Below are 12,612 nucleotides of genomic sequence, written 5' to 3'. Positions count from 1 at the left end.
ATCCGGACCCGAGCACACGAGACACGCGCCCGCTCCCACCCGGCCGGACGCGACGACCGACCACCCACGCCACCTTTGCCTTACCGGTCAAGAGAACCGCCCTCACCATTCACGACTTCGGTGGCCTCAAGCGCGGGGAAAGCTTGGTGAGCGCCAGCTTCTCCAGCTGTCCGGAGATTTCCGCGAGCCCGGCGTCGAACCGGTCCAGATCCACGCCACGCGTGGACAGGTCGTCGCGGACGTGCTTCTCGACCTTCGCCCAGTCGTTGCGATACCGGGTGGCGAGTTCCTTCCACGGCACCCCGGCCAGCTCGTCGGCGAGGGCACGGTCGTAGGTGAGCGCGCCGCGTTCCATCAGGTACGCGATCCCCGGGTAGCCGAGATAACCCTGCCAATAGGACCCGTTGTCGTTGGCCGTGATCGAGCCCGCGGCCGGATCGTGGCGCACGTCGTACGTCTTCGCCTTGTCCGACGACGCGACGCGCGCCGTGTCACCTTCGAGCTCGACGCGCCCGTCGGCCACCGCGCCGAGCGCCTCGTAGATCTTGATGACCGGCGACGGTTTCCATTCCGCGGCCACTCAGCCCTCCAGCCTTTCGAGGAGCACGACGTCGACGGTGTCGCCCTCTTCCTTGCCGATCGCCTTGCGGACCTCGGCCTTCACCGGGAGCTTGTGGGTGCCGTCGCCCAGCGCCATGAACGAGCTCCGGAACGGATGCCCGTCGATGGTGCCGCGCACCTTGACCAGCCCCCTCGTGCCGAAGTATTCGGCGGAGCCGGGCATGACGACGTACGTCCAGCCACCCTTTTCCGGGCTCTTCTGCAGCGGCGCGGTGAACCGTTTGTCCATACCGGCACCCTACGACAAAGCACCGACGAAACCGGCGTTTCAGAGACTGACGCGGATCCGGACACGGCGGCCGACGTCGCGGGCCCAGGCCCGGATCGAGGGCCAGTCGCGGAAGTCGCCCGCCCAGGGACCCGCCGCCATGATCTTCCAGAAGAGGCCGCTCGCGGTGGCCGGGGTGAGCCTGCCCCCGAAGGTGGCCGTGCGCTCGGCGTCGATCCGGGCGGCCAGCAGGGCGACCCCCGCGGGCAGGCTGACCCGCTTGCCGGCGGCGAGCGGCCCGCAGGGACCGCTGTGGAACAGCCAGACCGGACGATGCCGGAGTGCCTCTTCGTGCTCGGTCAGGAGCTGGACCGCCTCGGGGCGCCACCTCCGGTGGTGCAACGCGCTCCCGACGATCACCGCGCCGTACGGTGCGACGTCGTCGACCTCGGCGGCGTCCACCATGTCGACCATCAGCCCGCTCTCGCGCAGCTCGGCGGCGATCACCTCGGCGATCTCCTTTGTCCCGCCGGACCTCCCGGCGTGGGCGACGAGCACAGCGGTCATGCCCCCATTGTCCGCGCGGCCGCAAGCCGTGCCGCCGTCCGGCCTGTCGACACGCCGCATTCGGCTCACCCCTTCACCCATCGGGGCGCATGGAGCGCCGGTTACTCAGGAGGCAGGAACGCCGGCCGCAGATCCGGATCGGGTTCGTCGTAGTAGCGATGGAACACCGCGGTCTGCCCGCCCGACATCGGCGGGACGATCCAGCTCCATTCCGCCTGGCACCGCCTGCCCGCGCGTTCCTCCTTGGCGATATGCGTGAGGAACCGCCGCGATTCGGTGTGATGGTCGGCGACGGTCACGCCCGCCGCGTCGAAGGAGTGCTGGACCGCCAAGGTCAGCTCGACCAGCGCGCGGTCGCGCCACAGGGTGCGCTCCGACGCCGTCGAGAGGCCCATCAGGTCCGCGATCACCGGCAGCAGGTCGTAGCGGTCGGCGTCGGCCAGATTGCGCGCGCCGACCTCGGTGCCGAGGTACCAGCCGTTGAACGGCGCCGCGGGGTAGGTGATACCGCCGATGACCAGGCGCATGTTGCTGATCGCCGGAACCGCGTGCCAGCGCAGCCCGAGTCCGGCGAACCAGCGGTGGTCCGGATGCGAGAGCGGGACCTCGAGGACGGCGTCGGACGGCAGCCGGAACAGCCGCCGCTCCCCCGGTTCGGACTCGATGAGCAACGGCAGGATGTCGAAGGAACCCTTGCGTTCGGGCGCGTGCCAGCCGTGCCTCCGGACGTCCTCGGTGAAGTCGGCGTAGCGCGGATCGCCCAGTACGGAGCCGTCGCTGAGCCGGTAGCCGGCGTAGCGGATGAGCTGGTCGTTGTGGATCTTCGGGCCGGGTCCGGCCGGGCCGTCCGGCGCGAACACCGTGATGGTCGAGCGGATCCGGCCGCCCCGGGTCGCGTCGCGCAAATGGCCGACGCACTCCTCGGCGATGGCGGCGGCGCCGGTGACGTCACGGCGGTCCCGCACCTTCAGTCCCTGCCAGTACAGCCTGCCGATGCAGCGGGCCGAGTTCCGCCAGGCCACGCGCGCGCCGAACTCGACCTCGGCGGCGGTGTGCCGATACGTACCGGTCTCGTGGATCTCGGCCCGAACCCGGTCGAGCCGCTCACGCAGCAGCGCGTCCCCGCCGCCGGTCTCTTCGTGGAAGAGCCGGAGGAAGTCCTCGGCCTCGGCGACGTCCACGCTGCGTCCCCGGCGACCCGCGTCCGGAGGCAAGCGGGGGATATCCGTCACCCGCATGGAGGCAGTCGATACTTCGGTCTCCCACTCTCCGAATTCGACGCCGGCGCCGGTGGCGGGAACGATCACCATTCCTCCTGCACTTCGGAAATGCCCGGAGGACTCGGCCTGCTCGGCGAGCTGGCCGGGTCCGGACCAGACGGAAGACGATACCCCACAGAAACAAGGACACGCTCCACCAAATGGCAGAAGGCCAGCACTAGGCGAGGTTTACGCAGGTAGAATGCTTGCTGACGACAATATTTGGAATCGCTTCCGACTTTGCGGAAGATTCACCGAATTGTCCACAGAGAAATGATCAAGCCTGCCAAGATCCCATTATGATCGTTTTACCGAAAAGCATTCGTCACTCTTTCGAGTGTATTTACCCGCCCGGCCTTCTGTTCATTCCCCGGACCGGTGTATTGACGCGCACCGGCCGTCGCTAGAGTGCGGGGAACTCCCCCGGCGGAAAGGAAACTCGTGGTCGACAGGCGGATCCCGGTCATCCTGGTCGCGGGCTTCCTCGGTTCCGGGAAGACCACCCTCCTCAACCACCTCCTGGCCAACCGCCAGGGCGCCCGGATCGGCGTCGTGGTGAACGACTTCGGGAGCATCGCCGTCGACGCGATGGCCGTCTCCGGCCAGGTCGACACGATGATGTCGTTCGGTAACGGCTGCCTGTGCTGCGCCGTCGACGCGAGCGGCCTCGACGCCATGCTCGCCAAGCTTTCCGAGGCCGAAGCGGGTATCGACGTCATCGTGATCGAAGCCAGCGGTCTGGCCGAACCGCGCGACCTGATCCGCCTGATGATCGCCAGCGAGAACCCCCGCATCGCGTACGGCGGCCTGGTCGAACTCGTCGACGCGGCCGAGTTCGAGGAGACCAGGCGGCGGCATCCCGAACTGGACGAGCACCTCGGGTTCGCCGATCTGGTCGTGCTCAACAAGACCGACCGGGCCGACGAGGACGCGCTCGCCAAACTGCGCGGCACCCTCGACGAGGTCGCCCCCGGCACGCCGGTGATCGCGACCTCCCACGGCCGGATCGACCCCACACTGTTCTTCGACGCGCGCCCGCGCGAGCGCGCGGGGCAGATGTCGTTCGACGACCTCCGCGAGGAGGAGCACGATCACGAGCACCACTTCCACACCACATACGAAAGCGTCGCGTTCACTTCGGACCGGCCGCTGGACCCGCGCCGGCTGATGGACTTCCTCGAAGGGCGCCCGGGCGGGCTCTACCGGATCAAGGGGTTCCTCGACTTCGGCCCGAACGGCCCGCGGTCCCGGTTCGGTCTCCACACGGTGGGCTCGTTCGTCCAGGTGGAACGGTCGGTGTGGCCGTCCGGCAAACCGCGGCGGAGCGAACTCGTCCTGATCGGCTCGGGTATCGACGCCGAGGCCGTCACCGCACGCCTTCAGGAATGCGTCGCCGACGATCCCGACGTCGTCGACGAGCGCGGAATGCTGCGCGTCCTGCGCTTCATCCAGGACTGAGGTCAGCCGCGGCGAAGGATCTTCGCGAGCTCCTCGGCGATCACCCCCGCGGACACCTTCGTGCCCTGCGCGTTGAGCAGAGCAGAGCCTTCCCGCTCCGCGGTGACGAGCTTGATCTGGGTTCCGACGATGTCGGCGGGGAACCCGCCGATGTGACCATTGATCCGCTTCCGGGTGGACTCGTACGCGTAACCGTCTTCGTAGTCGAGGTGCAGAGTGAGCAACACGCTCCCCATCGCCGCCCGGCTTTGCCAGACGCATCGGGAAAGCGTCGCCTCGTCCGCCTGTTGCGTGACTTCACGGACCCCGTAGTCCGCCAGTCGCGACCTGTCGAAAAGGTGGCACGCGATCTTCCCGGCCAGGTTCACGTCCTCCCCGTCGACCGGACTCTCCGCCGCACACCCCGCCAGCAGCGACACGACGATCGCCAATCCCGTCGCCGTCTTCGCGTTCTTTTGATTCATGTAACCCCCTTCGGCAGGCTCCCACCTTGCCGTATAGGGCGTTATACATTCTTTAGTGGACGGACGGACACGCCGAAAGGTGTGAAATGGCGGGAATCGTCGCGAGTCTCCTTGACACTGGAAGGTGGAAGGAATCTCGAGCTGGACCACCTGTATCGGGAGGACAGTTCCATGACGAGCACCGCAGGACGCTGGTACCTGGTCGGCGCGCTGCCGGAGGACTCCCCCGCCGCGCATCTGATGACCCGCTCCGAAGACCTCCGCTACCGGCGTTCCGCCTGCGGGGCCAAGGAATCCCGGATGTGGACACCGGTGGATCTCACCACCACCGACGTCGCCCCGTGCCCTCGCTGCGCCGCGACCCTGCCGGGCCACCGGTCCACGCGCAAGGCCGAGCCCGCCGCGAACACCCAACTCGCCTTCGACCTGCCACTCTGACCGCGTTTAGTCCTCTGAATGCGGTACTTGCACGCGCAAGTACCGCATTCAGAGGACTAAACGCGGGCTGTCCGAGGCGCCTTACTCCTTCTTCGCCCGGCTGGGAGCGACGCGGGGCGGTTCGTTCGGCATCTTCGGGTAGACAGGCGGCCAGGGCGCGTCCATGAGTCCGCTCTCCATGTCCTTCCGGGACATCTCCAGCAACGGCTCGATCGACTGCGGTTTCGTTTCCGCCCAAGGGTCCCCGCGTTCGGCGAACCGGGCGGGGACCGTGGACAGCGTGAGCTTGTCCGGCTCGATGGTCTCCAGTTCGTCCCAGGCGATCGGCGTCGACACCTGCCCGCCGACCCGCGGCCGCACGCACCACGCGCCGAACACCGTCTTGTGCGGCGCGTTCTGGTTGAAGTCCACGAACACCCGGGAGCCGCGTTCTTCCTTCCACCACTGCGCCGTCATCAGATCCGGGTGGCGGCGCTCCAGTTCACGGGCGAGCGCGACGGCGGCGGCGCGGACCTCGTAGCCGTCCCACTTCGGCTCCAGCGGCACGTAGAGATGCAGGCCGCGCGAGCCCGACGTCTTCAGCTGCGCGGTGATGCCCAGCTCTTCGAGCAACGCCTTCGTCAGGACGGCGCCGTGCCGCAATTCGGGGAAACCGATCCCGGGCGACGGGTCGAGGTCGACACGCAACTGGTCGCTGATGTCCGGCGCGTCGGCCCGGTTGGGCCAGACATGGAAGCCGAGACAGCCCTGGTTGACCGCCCAGATGACGTGTGCGAGGTCCTTCGCCACGAGAGCGTCCGAAGTGGTCCCGTTCGGGGTGGACACCACCGTCGTCGTCAGCCACTCGGGAGCGTTCTTCGGGACGCGTTTCTGGAACCACGACTTCCCGCCGGCGCCGTCGGGATAGCGCTCCAGCAGCAGCGGCCGTCCACCGAGCTGCGCCAGCAGCGGCACCGACACCGCGCGGTAGTACTCGACGAGGTCCAGTTTGGTCTCGCCGTTCTGCGAGAAGTAGACCTTGCCCGGATTGGACACCGTGAACTCGACGCCGTCGAGGTCCAGCGTGACCGGCTCTGCCTTCATGTTTCCCCCAGCTCGGTGAACATCGTGGCCAGCTCGGCGGGCGGGACCTCTTCCAGCTGCGCGTACGTGCACGACGCCGGTTCACGGTCCGGGCGGAAGCGCACGAGCCTGCCGCCGTGACGGAACCGCGTGCCCTCCACGTGTTCGTAGCGGACCTCGGCGACCCATTCGATCCGGACCGGCTCCCAGCTCAGGTCCTTCCCCGGTGCCCACCGGCTGCCCGCACCGGGCATACGCCCACCGGCCTCCTCATGGGCCTCGGCCCATTCACGCCAGGGATGGCTCTCCAGCGCGCCTTCCCTCAACGGCGCGAGTTCGTCCACCAGCTCGCGACGCCTCGCGGCGGTGAAACTGCTGGCCACCCCGACGTGCTGCAGGACGCCTTCGTCGTTGTAGAGCCCGAGTAACAGCGAGCCGACGCCGTCCTTGTGCCACCGGAACCCTGCGACGACGCAGTCCGCGGTCCGCTGGTGCTTGACCTTCCACATCACCCGCTTGTCCTGTTCGTACGGCGCGTCGGCCGGTTTGGCCATCACGCCGTCGAAACCCGCGCCCTCGAACCGGGTGAACCAGTCCTGGGCGAGGTCGGCGTCCTCCGACAGCGGGGTGAGGTGCACGCGGGCGAACTTCGTGTCGACGACGCTTTCGAGCAGCTTCCGCCGCTCGCCGAACGGTTCCGGGGTGAGATCGCGGTCGTCGAGGGCGAGCAGGTCGAACACCACGAAACTCGTCGGTGTCTCAGTGGCCAGTTTGTTCACCCGGGACGCCGCCGGGTGAAGACGCAGCTGCAGCTTTTCGAAGTCGAGCCCGCCTTCGGTGACCAGCACGATCTCGCCGTCGACGACGCAACGTTCGGGCAGCGCCTCCTTGAGCAGGTCGACCAGCTCCGGGAAATAGCGGGTGAGCGGCCTGTCGTTGCGTGAGCCGAGCACGACCTCGTCACCGTCGCGGAAGACCACGCACCGGAAGCCGTCCCATTTCGGCTCGTACAGCAGCCCCGGCGTGCGCGGCAGTTCGTGCACGGCCTTGGCCAGCATCGGCTTGACGGGCGGCATCACGGGCAGTTCCACGAGGTGATCCTAGGCCGGGCCACCGACAAAAGCTCCCGCTAGAGATCCGCCAGCAACAGCCCGCTGCGTGGTTTCGGCGTGAAATAGGTGGCCTTCCTCGGCATCCGCTGCCCGGCCGCGTGGACGGCGAGCACCTCCGCGTACGGGACCGGGGCCAGGAGGAGTACCGCGTCGGCGTCCTCCGGCACCGGAGCGCCCGGCAGCAGCGGCCGCACGGCAGGCCCTTCCGGATCGACGCCGAGCGCGTCGCGGAGCAGATCCTGTTCGACGACGGCGTGATCGCCGCCCGCCTTGCCGAGCCCCACCCGGAACGCCGACCCTCCCACCAGGACGGTCACCTCGCCGGCTTCGGCGGGCGGCGCGGGCGGGCCGGGACGGACGTCGAACCCCGCCGCCGTCCAGCGCCGGACCAGCGTGTCCGCGTCGAAACCGGTGCCGGTGAGCACCCGGTGGATGGGGCCGATCCGCAGCCCCGGTCCCCCGGTCACCAACGCGAGCAACGCGCTGCGGCCCGACGCCGCGGCGGCCGCGACCCGGTGATTGCCGTCCGCGACCAGCAGGTCCATTTCGTCCAGCGCCGCCAGCAACGCGTCCTGGTCTTCACCCGGACCGGCGAGCCACAGCTCGTGCTTCCGGCCCACGCCGTCCACTGTGGACAACGCGGGCACCTGTCCGCGGCAGACCCGTTCGACCAGCGCGGTGAACTCACGACCGCCGGTCGTGGGGACCAGCATCGCGGCGCTGGTCGCGACACCGAGCCCGGCGAGCATCGCGGCCCGTTCCGCGACGACGTCCGGGTAGACGTCCTCGGTGTGCCGGACGCGCGTCACCCCGTCGTCCCGGACCGCCGCCGGGTCGACCAGGCACAGTACGCCGAGCGCGACGCCGTCCGGCCCGTCGATGCGATAAGGCGCGACGACGTCCGGCACGGGGCGGTAGTGCGCCTCCCGGACGCGTTCGAGCGTGACGCGAGCCTGCGGCAAGGCCGCCTCGACGGACAGGCCGCCCGCCAGCGCGGCCGGGGTCCTGGCCGGATGCTGGACCGCCAGCAGGCTGTCGCCGCGGGCCCCGGCGAGCGCGGCGACCACCCGGTCCGGGTCGGCGAACTCGTCGACGTCGGGTCCGGGGACGGCGTCGCGGACAACCCAGCCACGGTCGATCGGGCGGATCCAGGTGCTCATCCGATCCATTTTGCGGGATACCTCACGGAAAAAATCGGTCCCATGACCGGGTGTCTCCGTGGAATGCTTACCCATGCGAAGCAGTTGACGTCGTCCATGAGCCTGAGGAGACCGCCACAGATGACCACCCCGGCCCCGGTCACCGCGAAGGAAGGGGTCGGTTTCCGGTCCGAACGCGGCCCCGTCCTCATCGCCGTGATGCTGTGTTCCGGCCTGATCGCGCTGGACTCGACCATCATCGCGACCGCGGTGCCCTCGGTGGTCGCCGACCTGGGCGGGTTCTCACAGTTCCCGTGGCTGTTCTCCATCTATCTGCTGACGCAGGCGGTCACCGTGCCGCTGTACGGCAAGTTCGCCGACGTGCTCGGCAGGCGCCCGGTGATGTTCTTCGGGATCGCGGCGTTCCTGCTCGGCTCGGTGCTCTGCGGCGCCGCCTGGAGCATGCCGGTGCTGATCGCCGCCCGCGCCGTGCAGGGCATCGGCGCCGGTGCCATCCAGCCGATCGCGCTGACCATGGTCGGCGACATGTACACGGTCGAGGAACGCGCCCGGGTGCAGGGCTATCTCGCCAGCGTGTGGGCCATCTCCTCGGTGGTCGGGCCGACGCTGGGCGGCGTGTTCGCCGAGTACCTGGACTGGCGCTGGATCTTCTTCATCAACCTGCCGCTCGGCGCGCTGGCGGCGTGGATGCTGTTCCGGAACTTCCGCGAGCGCGTCGAACGCCGCTCGCACCGCATCGACTACCTCGGCGCCACCCTGCTCACCCTCGGCTGCTCGCTGCTGATCCTCGGCCTGCTCGAAGGCGGGGTCGCCTGGGGCTGGGCGTCCGCGCCGAGCCTGGTGATCTTCGGCGTCGCCCTGGTCCTGCTGGTGTCGTTCGTGCTGGTGGAGCGCAAGGCGGACGAACCGGTGCTGCCACTGTGGATCTTCACCAAACGGACCCTGATCGGCGGGAACCTGATCGCCGTCGTCGTCGGCATGCTGCTGATGGGCCTCACGTCGTACCTGCCGACCTACGCGCAGGGCGTGCTCGGCACCGGCGCGCTCGTCGCCGGGTTCGCGCTGGCGGCCTTGACCGTCGGCTGGCCGATCTCGGCATCGCTCGCGGGGCGGGTCTACATGCGGATCGGATTCCGGGACACCGCCCTGATCGGCAGCGGGATCGTCATCGCCGGCGCGGCCATCACCGTGTTCCTGGCGGCGGGATCGTCGATCTGGCTGGCGGCCGGGGCCGCTTTCGTCCTCGGCGTCGGCCTGGGCCTGGCGTCGAGTCCGACACTGGTCGCGGTGCAGTCCACCATCGGCTGGGAACGCCGAGGCGTGGTCACCGCGACCAACATGTTCAGCCGTTCACTGGGCAGCGCCGTCGGCGCGGCCATGTTCGGCGCGATCGCGAACGCCACCCTCGCGAACCGTTTCGCGAACCCGCCCGAGGGTGTCGCGAATCTGCCTTCCGGCGTCGACGCGACCAGCGTCGTCCTGGAGGGCAACGGCCCGGCCACCCCGACCACGACGTTCGTGCGCGACGCCCTCGCGGACGCCACACACCACGTCTTCCTGGCGATGCTGGTGGTCGCCGTGCTCAGTGTCGGCGCGCTGCTGCTGATGCCGCGGCGGACCGAACAGCTGAAGTTCGACTGACCTTTCGGAAGCCGCGTTCTCCAGGGGGTGGTCACGATCGGACACCAGGAGGCGGGCCCGCAGGAGAGGTTGCGAAAGCCACTTTCGCAACGTTGAAGGTTGCGAAAGTGGCTTTCGCAACACCGTCCCTGGGACACGGCTAGAGCCGCTCGCCCCGCACCGGAAGCCCCCTCGCCGGGCGAGCGGCCTCCTCAGTTCTGGATCGGGACGGCGTGCTCGACGAAGTTCTCGACGAACCGTTCGATCGGCTCCGGCCCGGCCGGGTAGAGCACGAACTTGCTCAGCCCCGCGTCGATGTACTCGGCGATCAGATCGCGGGCGGCCGCCCAGCTGCCCGCGATCAGCCGGGACGGATCGGCGTCCGAACGAGCGGCGATCGACGCGGCGAGCGCGTCCGGGATGCCGTCCTCGGCGACGATGAGGCTGATCCCGAAGTGGTCGGCCTCGACCTCGCGGCCCGCCTCCGCCGCGGCCTTCTGGATCGCCTCGCGGCCGGCGCGGGCCTCTTCCGGCGTGATGAAACTGGCCAGCCAGCCGTCCGCGAGCCTGCCGATCCGGCGCAGCGCGCCCGGCGCCTTCCCGCCGAGCCAGAGGTCGAGCCGCTTGAGCGGGCGCATGCCCAGCCCCACGCCCTCGACGCGGAAGAACTCGCCCTCGAAGGTCACCTCTTCCCGCTCCAGCAACGCCCTGATCAGCCGCAACGACTCGTCGAACACCGCGGCGCGGCGGCCCTGCGGCACCGGGAACAACGGTAGTTCCGCGTCGCGCGCGGGTTTCAGCCCGAAGACCGGCAAGACCCGTTTCGGTGCGAGCGCGGCCAGCGAGGCGAGTTGCTTGGCGACCAGCACCGGATCGCGGCCCGGCAGGACCATCACGCCGGTGCCGACCTTCAGGTTCGCCGTTCTCGCCAGCGCGTGCGTCAGCCCGACGACCGGGTCGATCCTGGGCGAGTACACCGCCTCCGGCAGCCAGAGCGAATCGACACCCGCGCGCTCCAGCAGATCGACGGCCGCGCCGAACTCCTCCGGCGCCGTCCCGGTCCCCAGCCCGACCCCGAGCCGGATCTTCAGGTCCTCCGCCACGCTCGCTCCCTTCTGCCTGCCCCCGGGTATCAGTCTTCCAGGCGGGACCGACGGTCACCGCTTTCTCTACGGGTCCTCATCTATCGCGCGCGGGCTGGCCGTCGTCGCCCGCGCGCGTGAAGGTGGAGGGGAAGAGTGTCCGGCCGAAGGGGAGAACGTGTCGCAGCGATTCGAGGAGCCCGCGACGGCGTCCGGCCTCGGAGCGCGCGAACTCCGGGATCGCCTGGTGATCGGCGCGCTTCGGCGGATGGCGGGTCTCGCGGACGTCGCCCCTTACCTGCGGGGGCCGTCGCGCGCGGTCGCGGCCAGGCTGACGAGTGAGGTCCTGTCGCGGTGTCTCGACGTGCTCGAGCCCGGTGGCCACCTCAGCGATGGCGAGCAGGCGCTGCGACCCCGTCCCGGCGAACCGGCGGCGGTCCGGGCGGTGATGGCACGGGTGCTGGGCCGATTCGCCTGGGAACAACTCTCCGGCGTCATCGGCCCGTTCGACGCGCCGTCGTCGGCCGTCTGCCGGGCGGCGGAGGTGTTGTTCGACAGCCTCGTCGAACTGGCGCGGCCCTCCCCGCAATAAATGAGGGTCCTTAGTGAACTCCCGCGCGGGTGTTTTCCGCTTAGGGTCGTGCCATGAGCGGTACGACCCCGGACTTCGCCGTCGAACCGCCCGCGTTCGTGGTGGTCGAGGGCGAACCGGGAGCCGGGCGAACCCGCCTTCTCGACGCACTGGGCCGCCGCGAAGGCCCGGACGTGGCCGTACTCCACGTCCGGTGTGCCCGGCGGCGACGGCCGGTCCCGCTCGGCCCGGTGATCGAGGCGCTGGCCGCGGACGTCGGCCGATGGAGCGCCGCCGCCTCGCGTCTTTCCCCGCTCGGCGGCTCTCTTCGGCCGATAGTGCCCGAGCTGGGCGAAGTGCTGCCGGCGCCGCTCCCCGAACCTCCCGGCCGCCACTTGGTGTTCCGGGCGCTTCGCGAGCTCCTGACCACGCTCGAACGCACTGTCCTGCTCGTCGACGACGCCCACGACGCCGACGAGGAAACCCAAGACCTCCTTCGGTTCCTGGCCGACAACCCTTCCCCTGGGCTGGCCGTCGTCACCACGTCGGCGACGTTGACGCGACAGCCCGCGCGAGGCGGTTCCTGGTGGCCTCCCCGATCGGGAGTGACAGCGCGGTTCACCTTGTCTCCGTTGGACGTCGACGACGTCGCGGCGCTGGCGGGCTCGCGGGAGCTCGGCGAGCGGGTCCACCGCCGGACCGGTGGAGTGCGCGGCGCCGTCCACGCCGTACTCCAGGCACCCGGCGACATCGTTCCCGCGGCCTGGTCCGCCACGCTCGTCGCCCGGTTCGCGGAAGTGGATCCGGACTGCGCCGCGCTCGTCGAGGCCGCCGTGGTGCTCGGCCGTCCGGCGGGCGACGAGGCGCTCGCGGCGGTGTCCGAAGTGGACGGGATCACCGATGCGCTGCTCACCGCGCTGGACGGCGGTTTCCTGCGGGATCTGGGTCGGGGCCGGTACGCGCCGCGCAGCCCGCTGGTGGCGGATGCCT

The 12,612-nt window shown here is 69.6% G+C and carries 14 protein-coding genes; 5 read left to right on the top strand and 9 right to left on the bottom strand.

The features are described from left to right. Positions 1–109 precede the first annotated feature (109 nt). The 4 genes from H5J31_RS28485 to H5J31_RS28470 form a co-directional block, all read right to left on the bottom strand. Positions 110–580: a hypothetical protein gene (locus H5J31_RS28485; RefSeq protein WP_181775738.1), complete on the bottom strand. Its 471-nt coding sequence runs from the start codon at positions 578–580 to the stop codon at positions 110–112. Next, positions 581–850, bottom strand: a complete 270-nt coding sequence (locus H5J31_RS28480) for a DUF1905 domain-containing protein (protein WP_181775737.1) — start codon at positions 848–850, stop codon at positions 581–583. A 39-nt stretch (positions 851–889) separates the two neighbouring features. Next, positions 890–1,396 carry a flavodoxin domain-containing protein gene (locus tag H5J31_RS28475; protein WP_181775736.1) on the bottom strand — a complete coding sequence of 169 codons (507 nt, stop codon included), beginning with the start codon at positions 1,394–1,396 and terminating at the stop codon, positions 890–892. 101 nt (positions 1,397–1,497) lie between these two features. Then, entirely contained in the window at positions 1,498–2,706 is a 1,209-nt protein-coding gene (locus H5J31_RS28470) for a nitric oxide synthase oxygenase (RefSeq protein ID WP_181775735.1), read from the bottom strand. A 390-nt stretch (positions 2,707–3,096) separates the two neighbouring features. Between H5J31_RS28470 and H5J31_RS28465 the strand changes: the two genes are divergently transcribed. Further along, positions 3,097–4,113, top strand: coding sequence for a CobW family GTP-binding protein (locus H5J31_RS28465; RefSeq protein ID WP_181775734.1), 1,017 nt, complete (start codon positions 3,097–3,099; stop codon positions 4,111–4,113). Between the two features lie 2 nt (positions 4,114–4,115). On the opposite strand, the gene H5J31_RS28460 is transcribed toward H5J31_RS28465, so the two are convergent. Continuing rightward, the gene (locus tag H5J31_RS28460; protein WP_181775733.1) at positions 4,116–4,577 is read right to left on the bottom strand and encodes a hypothetical protein; all 462 of its coding nucleotides are present in this window, start codon (positions 4,575–4,577) and stop codon (positions 4,116–4,118) included. A gap of 171 nt (positions 4,578–4,748) precedes the next feature. On the opposite strand from H5J31_RS28460, the gene H5J31_RS28455 reads away from it, so the two are divergent. Then, positions 4,749–5,015 carry a hypothetical protein gene (locus H5J31_RS28455; RefSeq protein WP_181775732.1) on the top strand — a complete coding sequence of 89 codons (267 nt, stop codon included), beginning with the start codon at positions 4,749–4,751 and terminating at the stop codon, positions 5,013–5,015. A gap of 81 nt (positions 5,016–5,096) precedes the next feature. Here the strand turns inward: H5J31_RS28455 and ligD are convergent, their stop codons facing one another. The 3 genes from ligD to H5J31_RS28440 are packed head-to-tail and all read right to left on the bottom strand — an operon-like array spanning position 5,097 to position 8,349. Then, entirely contained in the window at positions 5,097–6,098 is a 1,002-nt protein-coding gene (ligD, locus tag H5J31_RS28450) for a non-homologous end-joining DNA ligase (protein WP_181775731.1), read from the bottom strand. Continuing rightward, entirely contained in the window at positions 6,095–7,168 is a 1,074-nt protein-coding gene (locus tag H5J31_RS28445) for an ATP-dependent DNA ligase (protein ID WP_181775730.1), read from the bottom strand. The genes ligD and H5J31_RS28445 overlap by 4 nt, the downstream gene beginning before the upstream one ends. Before the next feature lie 38 nt (positions 7,169–7,206). Beyond that, positions 7,207–8,349: a DUF1015 family protein gene (locus H5J31_RS28440; protein WP_181775729.1), complete on the bottom strand. Its 1,143-nt coding sequence runs from the start codon at positions 8,347–8,349 to the stop codon at positions 7,207–7,209. Between the two features lie 120 nt (positions 8,350–8,469). On the opposite strand from H5J31_RS28440, the gene H5J31_RS28435 reads away from it, so the two are divergent. Further along, the gene (locus tag H5J31_RS28435; protein ID WP_181775728.1) at positions 8,470–9,990 is read left to right on the top strand and encodes an MDR family MFS transporter; all 1,521 of its coding nucleotides are present in this window, start codon (positions 8,470–8,472) and stop codon (positions 9,988–9,990) included. 191 nt (positions 9,991–10,181) lie between these two features. Here the strand turns inward: H5J31_RS28435 and H5J31_RS28430 are convergent, their stop codons facing one another. Continuing rightward, the gene (locus H5J31_RS28430; protein ID WP_181775727.1) at positions 10,182–11,072 is read right to left on the bottom strand and encodes a TIGR03854 family LLM class F420-dependent oxidoreductase; all 891 of its coding nucleotides are present in this window, start codon (positions 11,070–11,072) and stop codon (positions 10,182–10,184) included. Positions 11,073–11,229: 157 nt separating this feature from the next. Here H5J31_RS28430 and H5J31_RS28425 point away from each other — a divergent pair, with 157 nt between their 5' ends. Together H5J31_RS28425 and H5J31_RS28420 are read left to right on the top strand one after the other, a co-directional pair. Next, positions 11,230–11,643, top strand: a complete 414-nt coding sequence (locus tag H5J31_RS28425; protein WP_181775726.1) for a hypothetical protein — start codon at positions 11,230–11,232, stop codon at positions 11,641–11,643. A gap of 53 nt (positions 11,644–11,696) precedes the next feature. After that, positions 11,697–12,612: AAA family ATPase (locus H5J31_RS28420; RefSeq protein WP_181775725.1), on the top strand; the 916-nt coding region annotated here is incomplete at its 3' end.

The organism is Amycolatopsis pittospori, from assembly GCF_013870525.1.
Taxonomy (GTDB): domain Bacteria; phylum Actinomycetota; class Actinomycetes; order Mycobacteriales; family Pseudonocardiaceae; genus Amycolatopsis; species Amycolatopsis pittospori.
The sequence above is the reverse complement of the archived record's forward strand: the minus strand, read 5'-3'. Positions and strand labels throughout refer to the sequence as shown.